The sequence below is a fragment of the Cryobacterium sp. TMS1-20-1 genome, assembly GCF_004402355.1.
GTDB classification, from domain to species: Bacteria; Actinomycetota; Actinomycetes; order Actinomycetales; family Microbacteriaceae; genus Cryobacterium; species Cryobacterium levicorallinum.
Window position 1 is genome coordinate 1 of record NZ_SOGF01000026.1, and the last position, 13,156, is coordinate 13,156.

The 13,156-nt window shown below is 65.6% G+C and carries 15 protein-coding genes; 3 read left to right on the plus strand and 12 right to left on the minus strand.

Features of this window, described 5'->3' with window-relative positions; translation table 11 throughout:
• Positions 1 to 103: 103 nt before the first annotated feature.
• From E3O45_RS05630 to nirD, 9 genes are all read right to left on the minus strand, one after another.
• Positions 104 to 1,579 carry a glyceraldehyde-3-phosphate dehydrogenase gene (locus E3O45_RS05630; protein WP_134442425.1) on the minus strand — a complete coding sequence of 492 codons (1,476 nt, stop codon included), beginning with the start codon at positions 1,577 to 1,579 and terminating at the stop codon, positions 104 to 106.
• A 76-nt stretch (positions 1,580 to 1,655) separates the two neighbouring features.
• A complete protein-coding gene (locus E3O45_RS05635; RefSeq protein ID WP_092449218.1) occupies positions 1,656 to 1,979 on the minus strand; it encodes a DUF2469 family protein in 324 nt (107 codons plus the stop codon).
• Between the two features lie 12 nt (positions 1,980 to 1,991).
• A complete protein-coding gene (locus E3O45_RS05640; RefSeq protein WP_134442426.1) occupies positions 1,992 to 2,636 on the minus strand; it encodes a ribonuclease HII in 645 nt (214 codons plus the stop codon).
• On the minus strand, positions 2,636 to 3,364 hold the full coding sequence (gene lepB / locus E3O45_RS05645) for a signal peptidase I (RefSeq protein ID WP_134442428.1): 729 nt from the start codon (positions 3,362 to 3,364) through the stop codon (positions 2,636 to 2,638). The genes E3O45_RS05640 and lepB overlap by 1 nt, the downstream gene beginning before the upstream one ends.
• A 149-nt stretch (positions 3,365 to 3,513) precedes the next feature.
• Positions 3,514 to 3,855, minus strand: coding sequence for a 50S ribosomal protein L19 (rplS, locus tag E3O45_RS05650; RefSeq protein WP_092108884.1), 342 nt, complete (start codon positions 3,853 to 3,855; stop codon positions 3,514 to 3,516).
• Between the two features lie 175 nt (positions 3,856 to 4,030).
• Positions 4,031 to 4,573, minus strand: coding sequence for an MFS transporter (locus E3O45_RS05655; RefSeq protein ID WP_134442430.1), 543 nt, complete (start codon positions 4,571 to 4,573; stop codon positions 4,031 to 4,033).
• Positions 4,574 to 4,582: 9 nt separating this feature from the next.
• Complete coding sequence (gene trmD / locus E3O45_RS05660; protein WP_134442432.1) at positions 4,583 to 5,473, minus strand: tRNA (guanosine(37)-N1)-methyltransferase TrmD; 891 nt, start codon at positions 5,471 to 5,473, stop codon at positions 4,583 to 4,585.
• 9 nt (positions 5,474 to 5,482) lie between these two features.
• Positions 5,483 to 6,337: a sirohydrochlorin chelatase gene (locus E3O45_RS05665; protein ID WP_134442433.1), complete on the minus strand. Its 855-nt coding sequence runs from the start codon at positions 6,335 to 6,337 to the stop codon at positions 5,483 to 5,485.
• Complete coding sequence (gene nirD / locus E3O45_RS05670) at positions 6,334 to 6,747, minus strand: nitrite reductase small subunit NirD (RefSeq protein ID WP_370449856.1); 414 nt, start codon at positions 6,745 to 6,747, stop codon at positions 6,334 to 6,336. Before nirD ends, E3O45_RS05665 begins: the two co-directional genes overlap by 4 nt.
• A gap of 215 nt (positions 6,748 to 6,962) precedes the next feature.
• Between nirD and nirB the strand changes: the two genes are divergently transcribed.
• Genes nirB through E3O45_RS05685 form a run of 3 tightly spaced genes read left to right on the plus strand, consistent with a single transcriptional unit; the run spans position 6,963 to position 11,729 of the window.
• Positions 6,963 to 9,677 carry a nitrite reductase large subunit NirB gene (nirB, locus tag E3O45_RS05675; protein ID WP_134442435.1) on the plus strand — a complete coding sequence of 905 codons (2,715 nt, stop codon included), beginning with the start codon at positions 6,963 to 6,965 and terminating at the stop codon, positions 9,675 to 9,677.
• A gap of 4 nt (positions 9,678 to 9,681) precedes the next feature.
• Positions 9,682 to 10,491 carry a uroporphyrinogen-III C-methyltransferase gene (gene cobA / locus E3O45_RS05680; RefSeq protein WP_134442437.1) on the plus strand — a complete coding sequence of 270 codons (810 nt, stop codon included), beginning with the start codon at positions 9,682 to 9,684 and terminating at the stop codon, positions 10,489 to 10,491.
• Positions 10,491 to 11,729 carry a uroporphyrinogen-III synthase gene (locus E3O45_RS05685; RefSeq protein ID WP_134442439.1) on the plus strand — a complete coding sequence of 413 codons (1,239 nt, stop codon included), beginning with the start codon at positions 10,491 to 10,493 and terminating at the stop codon, positions 11,727 to 11,729. Before cobA ends, E3O45_RS05685 begins: the two co-directional genes overlap by 1 nt.
• A 117-nt stretch (positions 11,730 to 11,846) precedes the next feature.
• Here the strand turns inward: E3O45_RS05685 and rimM are convergent, their stop codons facing one another.
• The 3 genes from rimM to rpsP are packed head-to-tail and all read right to left on the minus strand — an operon-like array spanning position 11,847 to position 13,152.
• Positions 11,847 to 12,503 carry a ribosome maturation factor RimM gene (rimM, locus tag E3O45_RS05690; RefSeq protein ID WP_241978762.1) on the minus strand — a complete coding sequence of 219 codons (657 nt, stop codon included), beginning with the start codon at positions 12,501 to 12,503 and terminating at the stop codon, positions 11,847 to 11,849.
• A 4-nt stretch (positions 12,504 to 12,507) separates the two neighbouring features.
• Complete coding sequence (locus E3O45_RS05695) at positions 12,508 to 12,744, minus strand: RNA-binding protein (protein WP_035879344.1); 237 nt, start codon at positions 12,742 to 12,744, stop codon at positions 12,508 to 12,510.
• A 3-nt stretch (positions 12,745 to 12,747) separates the two neighbouring features.
• Positions 12,748 to 13,152 (minus strand): 30S ribosomal protein S16, encoded by a 405-nt coding sequence (rpsP, locus tag E3O45_RS05700; RefSeq protein ID WP_134442443.1) that lies wholly within the window; start codon positions 13,150 to 13,152, stop codon positions 12,748 to 12,750.
• Positions 13,153 to 13,156: the final 4 nt, after the last annotated feature.

Genomic DNA, 13,156 nt, shown 5'->3' on the forward strand with positions numbered 1-13,156 from the left:
CCGGTGCCGACCGCTCAGCCGATCTCACAACGCCCCACCCCGGAGCAAAAAAACACTCTAGAGACTCGCCGGGCCGGCTGAACCCATGTTATTCAGCAGCCTCCTAGGCGACGGGCTCGAGGGCCTCAGCGGCGAGGATGGCCGGGAAGATGGGCGCGTGCACGCCGGCCATCTCCTCGAGTACCCGAATCACTTGGCAGCTGTAGCCGAATTCGTTGTCGTACCAGACGTACAGCACGGCCTTCTGCTCGGTGACGATGGTGGCCAGCCCGTCGACGATACCGGCGCGACGCGAGCCGAGAAAGTCGCTGGAGACGACCTCGGGCGAGTCGATGTAGTCGATCTGCCGGTGCAGTGAGGAGTGCAGCGACATGGTGCGCAAGTAGATGTTGAGTTCGTCCTTATCGGTGGCTCCGGCCAGGTTGAGGTTGAGGATGGCCATCGACACGTCGGGCGTGGGCACGCGAATCGCGTTGCCGGTGAGTTTGCCGGCGAGCTCGGGCAGAGCCTTGGCGACGGCCTTCGCCGCACCGGTCTCGGTGATCACCATATTGAGCGCGGCCGAGCGACCACGGCGGTCGCCGGAGTGGAAGTTGTCGATCAGGTTCTGGTCGTTGGTGAAGGAGTGCACCGTTTCGACGTGGCCGTCGATGATGCCGTAGCGGTCATTGATCGCCTTGAGCACCGGGGTGATGGCGTTCGTGGTGCAGGACGCCGCGGTGATGATGCGGTCGCTCGCCAGGATGTCGCCGTGGTTGATGCCGTGTACGATGTTCTTGAGCGCGCCCTTGCCCGGCGCGGTCAACAGCACCCGGGACACTCCGGGGCATTTCAGGTGCTGCGAGAGGCCTTCTTCGTCGCGCCATTTGCCGGTGTTGTCGACGACGACGGCGTCGTGGATGCCATATTGCGTGTAGTCGACGCTGGCCGGGTCGCCGGAGTAGATCACCTGGATGAGCGTGCCGTTGGCGAGGATGGTGTTGTTCTCTTCGTCGATCGTGATCGTGCCCTCGAAGGGGCCGTGTACCGAGTCGCGGCGCAGCAGGCTCGCGCGCTTCACCAGGTCATTGGCGGATCCGCGCCGCACGACGATCGCCCGCAGACGCAGCCCCTGGCCACCACCGGCGTGCTCGATCAGGATGCGCGCGAGCAGTCGGCCGATCCGGCCGAACCCGTAGAGCACCACGTCGGTGCTGGAGCGACCGTCCCGTCCGTGCTGGCCGACCACATCGGCGAGTTCGCCGCGCAGGTATTCCTCGAGGGTGACCCGGTCGTTCTGCTCGCGAAAGCCGAGGGCCAGGCGGGCCAGGTCGACCGAGGCAGCACCGAGACCCAACCCGTCGAGGGCCTGCAGAATCGGCAGCGTCTCGTCGAGCGGCAACTCGACATCCGCTATATGACGCGCGAAGCGGTGCGCCTTGAGCAGGCCAATGACCGACCGGTTGACCAGGCCGCGTCCGTAGACGCTCGTCACCACATTGTTATCGCGGTAGAGGCGCCCGATCAGCGGAATCATCGCCTCGGCGAGAGCCTCGCGGTTGATCCACGTTGCACGGGCACGATCAGCGTCCTGGATCACAGGGTTGCCTTCCTAAACCATCGTTAGTCAGTTAGACGGAGCATGTCCGGCCACCCCGCGGCCCCGGAGTCATTCCTTACTCGTCGAGCGCAAGTTCCTTGGGGAGTTCGAAGTCTTTCGACGCGAGTTCTTCCACGTTGACGTCCTTGAAGGTCAGCACGCGTACCGACTTTACGAACCGGTCGGAGCGGTAAACGTCCCAGACCCAGACGTCCTTCATGGTCAGTTCGAAATAAAAGTCGTGCTCGGTGTCGCGGCGCACCAATTCGACCTCGTTTGCGAGGTAGAAGCGTCGTTCGGTTTCGACAACGTACTGGAACTGGCCAACGACGTCTCGATATTCCCGGTACAGGGCCAACTCGACCTCTCGGTCGTAGTCCTCGATTTCGTCTTCTTCCATGGTGACCTCATCTTACAATGAGATTTTCAGCCACGATTTTCGATGTAAGGGGCTCGGTCCGAGCAGGTCGATCGCGCTCATGTGCGCCGCGCTGCCATAGCCCTTATTCGACGCCCAGCCGTAGCCAGGTTCGTCATCGTGCGCCGCGATCATCAGACGGTCGCGGTGCACCTTCGCAATAACGGATGCCGCCGCGACCGACCCGCAATCCCGGTCGGCTTTGATGCGGGTCACGACGTTGAGCGGGGTGGCCAGAGCCTTATTCAACCAGTCGTCACTGCCGTCGAGCAGCACGATACTGCCGGCCACGTCGACGCCCTGCGCATACAGGTCGGACAGGGCACGCTTACCGGCCAGGCCGAGGCAGGCGATGATGCCGAGTTCGTCGACCTCCGCGGCCGAGGCGAGTCCGACAGCCGAGAACGTCGCCCAGGCCGCGGCGAGCGGCGCAAGACGTTCGCGGCGCGGCTCGCTGAGCATCTTCGAGTCGCGCAGTCCAACCGGCATGGTCAGAACGGATGCGTTCACCGCGGCGAATCCGACGGCCACCGGCCCGGCGAGGGCACCGCGGCCGACCTCGTCGCATCCGATGACGAAGCTCGCGCCGGTGCGCAGGAGGTCGAACTCCACCTCGAGGGTGGGATCAGAAACCGCCACTACTCGGTGCCCTGCTCGGCCTGCTCGACTTCGCGGAACACGTCGGGGTAGTCGTCGAGCCAGGCCCAGTGGGCCAGCGGCCAGCTCACGACCAGAGCCCGCCCGACGACGTTCTCGACGGGCACATAGCCCTGACCGGCGGTCTCGCCGTTGAACCGGGAATCCTTGGAATTGTAGCGGTTGTCCCCCATCATCCAGAGCGAGTCGTCCGGGATGGTCACGTCGAAGTCGATGTCGGAGACTTTGGCCTCGCCGGCCGGCAGCAGCACGTAGGCGGATTCGTCGAGCGGAACGTCGTTCACACTCGTCTGGCCGAGGGCGTTGCAGCAGACGACGTGGTCGCCAGGCAGGCCGATGACCCGTTTGATCAGGTGGTCGTTACTGTCAGGGGCAGACAGGCCCACGACCGAGAGAAGCCAGTCGGCGCCGGCAACAACAGGATTTTGCACGATCTCGGCCTGCGGCAGCAGCCATCCGCCCGGATCTTTGAATACGACGACATCGCCGCGCGTGATCGGGATGAGCTCGGGTTCGAGCTGGTTCACGATAATGCGATCGTCCACCTGCAGGGTGTTCTCCATCGACCCGGACGGGATGTAGAACGACCGAATCAGAAAGGTCTTGATCAAAAACGAGATCAGCAGAGCCACCACGAAAATGATCAACAGGTCGCGAATGAACAGCAAGACGCTGCGCTTCTTGCTGGGCGCCTTCGTACTTCGTGCCATTTTGCTTCGGGACCTCTTCGACTCTGACACCCGATGATCGGACCTGGAGGTGAGCACTTCATCTGTCATTTAACCGCCTGAGCTCCCCATCAGTTTAGGTGATGGGGAGCTCAGTAAGAATCCGGTTGAACCTTGGGTCAGCGCGAAAGTTAGCGCTTTTCCTTGATCTTGGCCTTCTTGCCACGCAGGTCGCGCAGGTAGTACAGCTTCGCGCGACGAACGTCGCCGCGGGTCACGATCTCGATGTGGTCGATGACCGGGGAGTGCACCGGGAAGGTGCGCTCGACGCCGATCTGAAAGCTGACCTTGCGAACGCAGAACGTTTCGCGCACGCCTTCGCCGGAGCGGCCGATGACGACTCCCTGGAAGACCTGGATACGAGAGCGGGTTCCCTCAATGATGTTGACGTGAACCTTGACGGTGTCGCCGGCACGGAAGTCAGGAAGGTCCTTCTTCAGTGATGGGGCGTCTACCGCGTCGAGAATATGCATGTTGTTTCGCTCTCTGTACCCGCCACAGGTCGACTACGCTAGGTGCTTCATTCGAAGCAATCAGTATGAGTTGTGCGCCGCACAAAGCAGGTTCCCCTGTGGCAGAGTCCTGCAGCGGCACAATCGCTTATTCTGCCATGAACGAGGCCCGGCTGCAAAGTCGGGCTCGTTTGAGTTAGATGCGGTCGCGCTTTTCTTCGATGACGATGACCTCGGGGGTGCCCGTACGGCCAAAGCCGGGCGTTGGCCTGGTCGTCTTCGGCGACGCATAGGGCAGTGGATGTCCCGGCGCGGCCGGTGCAGACTGCCCGCGTGCCGTCTGCTCCACCAGGTCGACCATCGCGCGCATTCGACGCTTGGCGGAGTCGAACAGCTCCCAGAGCGCGAACCAGAACACGGCCAGTCCGCCGAGGATGACCAACACGCTGAGCCAGCCGGCGGCATCCGTGGAAAAGGGGATGGCGATGATGAGGGTGTGCCAGAGGCTGAGGACGCCGACATCGGCATAGGAGACGGCGCGGGTTTCGCGCACCTCTTTGCGCGCATAGAAGAGGAGGGCGACGAGGAGAAGCCCGAGGCCGATGAGCACGGCCCCGAAGAAGATGCCCAGAACGGCCCAGGCGCCCGATCCAAAGATCGAGGACCCGACGAGGAGCCAGAGCGGCAGGGCTCCGGCGGCAATGAATTGCCAGTGGTAGAAGGCGCGGCGGATGATCACCGCGTCAGTTTATCGACGGCGGCTGGGGCTTTGCTTGGCGTTCGCTGGGGGCAGAAGATCGGGTGACATCAGGTCGGGGCGCACCCGTTCGGTGCGTTCGATCTGCTGCTGACGGCGCCAGGTGCTGATGGCGCCGTGGTTGCCGCTGAGCAGAACGGGCGGTACGTCGAGGCCGCGCCAGCTGGACGGTTTGGTGTAGCTCGGGTATTCGAGCAGGCCGTCTTCGTGGGATTCCTCGACGAGGCTTTCCGGGTTGCCGACGACGCCGGGGATGAGGCGTCCGATGGCTTCGATCATGGCCATCACGGCAACCTCTCCCCCGTTGAGCACGTAGTCGCCGAGGCTGACCAGGCGCACCCGGCCGCGCTGTGAGTAGTGGTCGACGACGCGCTGGTCGATGCCCTCGTACCGGCCGCAGCCGAAAACGAGGTGCTGCTCGAGCGAGAGTTCGCGGGCCATCGCCTGGGTGAACTGATCGCCGGCCGGGGAGGGAAAGATGAGGATCGGGCCGTCGTCGGCGGCGTTGACGGCGGCGTTGACGGCGGTCGGCGCTTCGGTTTCGGCCTGGTCGGCGGTCGGCGTTTCAGTTGCGGCAGCCTCGGTCGCGTTAGCCTCGGCGTCGGTTGCGGCAGCGTCGGTCGCTACAGCGTCGGTCGCTACGGCCTCGGGAGCGGCGCCGAGGATGGCGTCGAGGGCTGCGCCCCACGGTTCGGCCTTCATGACCATGCCGGCACCGCCGCCATAGGGCGTGTCGTCGACCGAGTGGTGCCGGTCGTGGGTGTGGTCGCGCAGGTTATGCACGCCGAGTTCGATCAGTCCGCTCTGGCGAGCCTTGCCGAGCAGCGACAGATCGAGCACATCGAAGAATTCGGGAAAAATGGTGACAATGTCGATGCGCATGGTCAAATTCTAGAAGAGTCCGGCGTGCGCTTTCGCCTCAAGGTACCGGTCAACGACCAAATCGACCAGCGGAGCGGGGGCTGGTTCGCCCGGCACCAGCAGTGGAGCGGTGACCGACTCGGCACCGGCGCTCTGGGCGCGGGTCAGGTCGAAGAAAAATCCCGGTGCCATCAAGTAGGTACTCACGGTGACGCTGTCGCTGCGGAGGCGGGCCTCGGTGACGGCGCACGCCAGTCGGGGCGAGGCGGCGGACAAAAAACCGACCGTGACGCGCACGCCGAGGCGCTGCGCCAGCATCTCGCCGATTCGGCGGCAGTCCTCGACCGCGCGTGTGTCGCTGGAACCGGCAGCGGCGAGGACGACCTCGCGGCCGGGCTGGGCGGTGAATCCGGCGGCGGCGAGCCGGTGCTCGAGCACATCGATGAGGCGATCATCGGGGCCGAGGGCCCGGGAGACGGTGGTCACGCGGCCGGGCACGCGGGACTCGCGTTGCAGATCGACGTGCACGTGGTAGCCGGCGGATAGCAGCAGGGGTACCACCACTGCGGCGCGTTTCGGGCGCAGCGCGCCGAGGCTGGCCGCGACATCCGGCTGTTGCACGTCAACGAAACCGCCGGTCACGCCCAGATCGGGGCGCGCGAGCGCGACGGCATCGACGAGGGCGGCGATGGCGGCCTGCCCGTCAGCGGAACTCGTGCCGTGCGAGATGGCGACGAGCGCGGCGGGTAGCGCCGTCTGGGGCGCGGCATCCGCTTGATTGCTGCGGGGTCGACCGGCTCGCACCTGATCGGTGCGAGTCTGTGGGGTACGAGCCGGAATGGTTCGCACCTGGTCGGTTCTGAGTCGTTCGCCGAGCAGGGTCATGCGGCACTGAGTAGTTCAGGGGCGTGCCGTTCAGTCTCGACGGCGACCTCGATGAAACCGCCGACCACGCGGGTTTCGTAGGTGTTCAGCACCAGCGTCGGGTTGGTGAAGCATTCTCCGGTGCCGAGGTCATAGACCTCTTTGTGCAGCGGGGAGGCGATGGTGGGGCGGTCGCCCTTGGAGCCGACGATGCCGCGGGCCATGACGTGTGCCTCGGTGTGCGGGTCGCGGTGGTCGACGGCGTAGATCTCGGTGGGCGAGAGCAGAAACAGGGCGATCTGGTTTTCGCGGATGAGGGCCGCTTCGCCCCAGCTGGGTTCCAGATCGGCCACGGCGCAGGCGCGCTCCCAGACCAGGGTGGGGCGGGTCAGTGCAGCGGTAGGGCGGGACTCGGCGGTTGTCATCGTCATGGTGCGCTCCCTGGGTTGTCGCGTTTGTGCGTTGGTCCCACGGTAGGCGGGCCATATTTCGACCAGACGCCCCCTATGTTTCCTCGCCGTGAAACTCGCCTCACAGCGGGGGTGCGCCGCTGTGGGGCTTTCGACCAGCACGGGACACACGAGCGACACGAGGGGGAAACTGCCCCGAACTACGCTCACAATTGCCCCGCTTCGAAAGGATGCTGATGCCAGCTTCGAATGAAACCGCTTCCGCGTATTCTGCCCCAGACCCTGCAACAACCGCTGGGACTGCGACACACGCCGTCACATCGACGAGCAAAGCGGATGCCGCCATTCCCGCTGCCGAGACGCCGCGCCGGGTCATCGTGATCGGCGGCGGACCCGCTGCCCACCGCCTCACCGACGCCCTGCACTCCCGCGACACCGAGCACACCCTGTCGATCGTCGTGCTGGCCGAGGAGAACCACCGCCCCTACGATCGGGTCGCGCTGAGCCAGCGGCTCGCCGGAATGATCGACCTCACCCTGGAGCCCACCGCACCGTGGGACAGCGAACGGATCGCCCTGCGCATCAACGAACGCGCCACCCGCATCGACCGGGTCCACCAGACCGTCACGACGTCCACCGGAGCCGTGCTCGAGTATGACGACCTCGTGCTCGCCACCGGGTCAAGCGCGCCCGTTCCGGAGATGCCCGGTCGCGAGCACATTCGGGTGTACCGCACCGTCGACGACGTCGACGCCCTCGTCGACGAACTCGCCGCACTCACGGCCTCACTCGGCCGCACCCCCAAGGTCGTCGTGGCCGGCGGCGGATTGCTCGGCCTCGAAGCGGCGGGCGGACTGCACAAGCTCGGCGCCGAATCCGCCATCGTACACTCCGGCGGCTGGCTGATGTCGGCCCAGCTCGACGAGGGCGGCGGACAGGCCCTCGGCCGGCTCATCGTGGCCCAGGGCATCGAACTGCACCTCGGCACTCGGGCCCGCACCATTCTCACGAACGATGACAACACCGCAGTGACCGGCCTGCAACTCGGCAACGGCCGTACGATCGCCGCCGATATGGTCGTCTACGCGATCGGCATCTCCCCGCGCGACGAGCTCGCCCGGGACGCCGGACTCGCCGTCGGCACCCGCGGCGGCGTCACGATCGGCAACGACTGCCGCACGAGCGATGCGAATATTTGGGCCATCGGCGAGGTTGCCAGCTGGAACGACCGCTGCGTCGGCCTCGTCGCCCCGGCGAACGCCATGGCCGAGGTCGTGGCCGACCGGCTGCTCGGTGGCAGCGCCGAGTTCACAACCGTCGACGATGCCACCAAGCTCAAGCTCTCCGGCGTCGACGTCGCGAGTTTCGGCGACGCGCTTGCCACCACGGCGGGGTCGCTCGAAATCGTCTACGCCGACCCGGCCCGCGGCCTGTACCAAAAGCTCGTCATGACCGACGACGCCAAGACCCTGCTCGGCGGCATCTTCGTCGGCGACGCCACGCCCTACTCGGCCCTGCGCCCCATGGTCGGCCGCGAGCTCAGCAGCGAACCCGCCGCCTACCTCTCGGCCGCCGGCGCCGAGGGTCCGGCCGGCGACGAACTGCCCGACGACGCGCTGGTCTGTTCCTGCAACATGGTCTCGGCCGGAACGGTGCGGAGCGCCGTGCGCGGCGACGATGTGAACAATGAACACCAAACCGAAGCCTGCACCGAACTCGGCGCGCTCAAGGTGTGCACCCGGGCCGGCACCCAGTGCGGGTCGTGCGTGCCGCTCGTCAAGAAGATCCTCGAGGCCGAGCTGACGGCATCCGGTCAAACCGTGTCGCACGCGCTGTGCGAACACTTCGAGTTGAGCCGGCAGGAACTGTTCGAATCGGTGCGGGTGCTCGGCCTCACGTCAAGCGATGAGATCTTCTCCCGCTTTGGAACCGGCCGCGGCTGCGATGTCTGCAAGCCCGCCGTCGGCTCGATTCTGGCCAGTCAGAACACCGCCTACATTTTGGATGCCGGCCGCGGCACCCTGCAGGACACCAACGACCGCGCCATGGCCAATATGCAAAAGGACGGCACCTACTCCGTCGTTCCGCGCATTCCGGGCGGCGAGATCACTCCGACCAAACTCGCCGTGATCGCGCAGGTCGCTCTCGATTTCGACCTCTACACCAAGATCACCGGAGGCCAGCGAATCGACCTGTTCGGTGCCCGGCTGGAGCAGCTGCCGGACATCTGGCGAATCCTGGTCGACGCCGGATTCGAATCCGGGCAGGCCTACGGCAAGGCGCTGCGCAACGTGAAATCGTGCGTCGGGTCAACCTGGTGCCGATTCGGAGTACAGGATGCCGTCGGCCTCGCGATCCGCCTTGAACTGCGTTACCGCGGGCTGCGCGCGCCGCACAAGTTCAAGTTCGGGGTCTCGGGCTGCGCCCGCGAGTGTGCAGAGGCCCGCGCCAAGGATGTCGGCATCATCGCGAGCGACAACGGCTGGAACATGTATGTCGGCGGCAATGGCGGCTTTCAGCCGGCCCACGGGCAGCTGCTCGCGACCGACCTCGACGAAGAAACCCTGATCAAGTACATCGACCGCTACATGATGTATTACATTCGCACGGCCGATCGGATGCAGCGCACCGCCCGTTGGATGGAAGACCTCGAGGGCGGCCTGGAGCACGTACGCGACGTCGTCATCAACGACTCGCTTGGACTGGCCGAGGAGCTCGAACAGGCCATGCTCGCCCACGTCGACAACTATGAGGACGAGTGGGCGGCGACGCTCGCTGATCCGGAGCGGTTGCGCCGGTTCCGTTCCTTCGTGAACGCGCCGACCGAACCCGACCCGAGCATCGCGCTCGTTACGGAGCGTGACCAAATCCGACCGGCGACCCCGGCCGAGCGAGCCTCGTCGGGTACTGTTCTCCTAAGCGGAAGCCGCATTCCTGTACGAAAAGAGTAAGCAAATGACAGCCCGGAATTCCCGAACGGCTGGGTCAGTCAGCACCGGATCAGTCACACTCGTGGGCGGGGGCCCCGGCGCCGCCGGACTGCTGACCGTCGGAGCAGTGACGGCCATCGCTCAAGCGGATGTCGTGTTGTTCGACCGCCTCGCCCCGAACGACGAACTCGCCCTGCTCGCGCCCCACGCGGTCCTCATCGACGTCGGCAAGCGCGCCGGCAGCCATCCGGTCTCGCAGACCGGCATCGAAGAACTCATTGTCGAACATGCCCTGGCCGGCAAGCGCGTGGTGCGGCTCAAGGGAGGCGACCCCTATGTCTTCGGGCGCGGCAGCGAAGAAGTTCTGGCTTGCCACCGCAACGGCATTCCAGTGACCGTGATTTCCGGCGTCACCAGTGCGATCGCGGTGCCGGCGGCGGCGGGAATCCCGCTCACCCACCGCGGCATCAGCCACGCGTTCACCGTGATCAGCGGCCACGCGCCGCTCACCGACAACGAGCTCGAGGGTCTCACTCTGCTCGGCAGCACCATCGTCGTGCTGATGGGAGTCGGCACGTTGCCGACCCTGAGCCAGGGCCTGCTCCGCCACGGCATGCCAGCTGGTATGCCGGTGGCGATTATCGAGCGCGGCTTCAGTGCCACCCAGCGCACGACCGTGAGCACGCTCGCGACGGTGCTGGCCGATGCGGCCGCGGCCGGCGTACGCAGCCCCGCCGTGCTGGTCGTCGGCGAGGTCGTACGCCTCGCGTTCAGCGGTGACGCGGCCGCGAACGACCTCGTGGCCCGCGCCGCCGAATTTTCGGTGACCGACTGATGGCGGCGACGAACGACGGGGCCGAGGCTGCTTCGGGCGGCGAGCCGGCGGCATCCGCTTCACAGCTGCCGGCACCGGACCGGCAGGCGCACCACGTACGCCTGCCGGGAGCGACCGAGCCCATTGAGGTCGCTGCCCCGTTTCTGCAGCCAAACCAGCTCGAGGGATTTCGCATCGGCGTGACCAGTGATCGCCGCTCGAGCGACCTGATCGACGCCTTCGAACGACGCGGCGCGCGGGTCGTGCACGCACCGACGCTGCGCATCGCCCACTCGCAGCAGGATGGTCCGCTGCTCGACGATACCCGCACCATGATCGCCGCGCGGCCCGATCTACTCCTCGCGACGACCGGCTACGGCGTACGGCGCTGGTTCGAGGTGGCCGAGGCCGACGGAATCGGCTCCGAACTGACCGATGCGCTCGCCGACACCACGATTCTGGTGCGGGGGCCCAAGGCCCGCGGCGGCATTCGCGCAACCGGGCTCAATGACTCTGGAATGAGCGATTCAGAGACGACCGCCTCGCTCGTTGACAAGGTTTTGGCCGAGTATCCGCCGGGGCTGACCATCGGCATTCAGGTGCACGGGGCCACCGATGAGGTGCAACTCGACCGGCTGCGCGCCGTGCATCAGCGTGTGCTCGTCGTGGCGCCGTACCGCTGGATTGCCATGGACGACAGCGACGCGCGCGTCTACAAGCTTGTCGAGGCCATCTGCTCCCGTCAGCTGGACTGCGTCACCTTCACGAGCGCCCCGGCCGTGCACGCCCTGTTCACCGCGGCAGAGGGAATGGATGTCTACCCCGAGCTGATTGCAGCGTTACAGACTCAGGTCTGCGCGGCCGCCGTCGGACCGGTGACCAGTGCGCCGCTGATTGCCGCGGGGATCGCGCCGATTCAACCGACCCGGTTTCGCATGGGCGCGCTGATTCGCCTGGTTTGCGAACACCTGGAACAGAACATGGTCGAGCGCATCGAAACCCAGAACGGACTCGTGCAGTTGCGTGGTTCGATCGTGCAGATCGGCGAGGAGCGCGTGCAGCTTCCCCCGACGGCACTCGCCATTCTGCGCGCCCTCGTGCGGGCGCGCGGAGCGGTCGTCTCCCGCGAAGACCTCGCGCTGGCCGGCTACTCCGACGATCACGCCATGGAGGTATCGCTCAGCCGCCTGCGGCAGACGCTCGCCGTGCCGGGACTGGTTGCGACCGTGGTCAAACGAGGCTACCGGCTCAACGTGTAAGCCGGGCGGTACCACTCGTGACCGGCGCCTCGCCCTGCGCGGGAACTGCGCCAGTACGCGGGAGTTGTGCGCCTCCCGCGCAGCGGCGCAAGTCCCGCGCGCCGTGAAGGGAGTGCGTTACGGGCGGTCGGTCTCGAGAGCGGATGCCGCGGCATCCGTTTCAGAGAGCGGTTCGGCCACGGCGTCGGCTACAGCATCGGCCGGGTCCTCGGGCAGCTCTTCGAGCAGTCCGGGCGGCGGGGTGATGGTGACGATGCCGGCCTTCACATCGACGCTCGGCACGATGGCCTTCACGAAGGGGATCATGACGTCGCCGGTGGGCGTCTTCACGATCAGCAGATCTTGCGCGGGCATGTGCTCGAGGCGACCGATGGTGCCGATGCGCACACCGTCACGCATGACGGCGAGCCCGACGAGCTGGTGGTCGTACCAGGCGTCTTCTTCATCCGACTGCTCGGCGACGTCCGCGTCGATCCAGAGGATCGCCTTGGCGAGCGTTTCTGCCGTGGAGCGGTCGGGAACATCCTTGAAAAAACCAACCGCGTGCTGGTTGTACCAGCGCAGCTCGACGAGTTCAATCGTCTTGCCGTGCCAGGCCGACCCGGTCGGAACCTGCAGGGTGAACACGGCGCCCGGGACGAAACGTCGTCCCGGGTCATCCGTGAACAGTTCGAGCTTGATTGCTCCCTTGAGGCCGTGAGCCTTAGTCAGGCGCCCCACCCGTAATTGCTGGGTGCGGTCCTTCTCGCTATCGTTCACCGTCGTGTCGTTCACTGAACTAGAAATCGGTGTCGACGACGTCGACGCGTACGCGTCGACCATCGGCCAGAGCCGCAACGAGGGTGCGCAGGGCCTTGGCTGTGCGACCGGCACGACCAATGACCCGGCCGAGATCCTCGGGGTTCACACGAACCTCGAGCACCTCGCCTCGGGGCGAGTTCTTTTCTGCAACGTGCACATCATCGGGGTGATCAACGATCCCCTTGACGAGGTGTTCGAGCGCGGGAGCAAGCAACAGTTACGCCTCTTCGGTTGCTTCGGCAGCAACCTCGGGTGCCTTGGCGACCGGCTTCTCGGCCTTGGGCTTGAGAACCGGCTTCTTCTTCTCGTCAGCGACGAAAGCGACCTTCGGTTCCTTCACCTTGACGGTGTTCTTAGCGTTCTTGTCGCCCTTGAAGATGCCCCAGTCGCCCGTGAGCTTGAGGAGTGCAGCAACCTGCTCGGTCGGCTGAGCGCCGACGCTCAGCCAGTACTGCGCACGCTCGGACTTGACCTCGATGACCGAGGGCTCCTCCGTGGGGTGGTAGATGCCGATTTCTTCGATGACACGACCGTCGCGCTTGGTGCGCGCGTCGGCAACGACAATGCGGTAGTACGGTGCACGGATCTTGCCCATGCGCTTCAGACGGATTTTGACAGCCACAATT

Bases quoted from the DNA above. Each gene is read 5' to 3' on its own strand.
- E3O45_RS05685 (WP_134442439.1), top strand. From the start codon at position 10,491: ATGGCGGCGACGAACGACGGGGCCGAGGCTGCTTCGGGCGGCGAGCCG.
- E3O45_RS05635 (WP_092449218.1), bottom strand. From the start codon at position 1,979: ATGGAAGAAGACGAAATCGAGGACTACGACCGAGAGGTCGAGTTGGCC.
- lepB (WP_134442428.1), bottom strand. From the start codon at position 3,364: ATGGCACGAAGTACGAAGGCGCCCAGCAAGAAGCGCAGCGTCTTGCTG.
- nirD (WP_370449856.1), bottom strand. From the start codon at position 6,747: ATGACGATGACAACCGCCGAGTCCCGCCCTACCGCTGCACTGACCCGC.
- E3O45_RS05665 (WP_134442433.1), bottom strand. From the start codon at position 6,337: ATGACCCTGCTCGGCGAACGACTCAGAACCGACCAGGTGCGAACCATT.
- rplS (WP_092108884.1), bottom strand. From the start codon at position 3,855: ATGCATATTCTCGACGCGGTAGACGCCCCATCACTGAAGAAGGACCTT.
- trmD (WP_134442432.1), bottom strand. From the start codon at position 5,473: ATGCGCATCGACATTGTCACCATTTTTCCCGAATTCTTCGATGTGCTC.
- nirB (WP_134442435.1), top strand. From the start codon at position 6,963: ATGCCAGCTTCGAATGAAACCGCTTCCGCGTATTCTGCCCCAGACCCT.
- cobA (WP_134442437.1), top strand. From the start codon at position 9,682: ATGACAGCCCGGAATTCCCGAACGGCTGGGTCAGTCAGCACCGGATCA.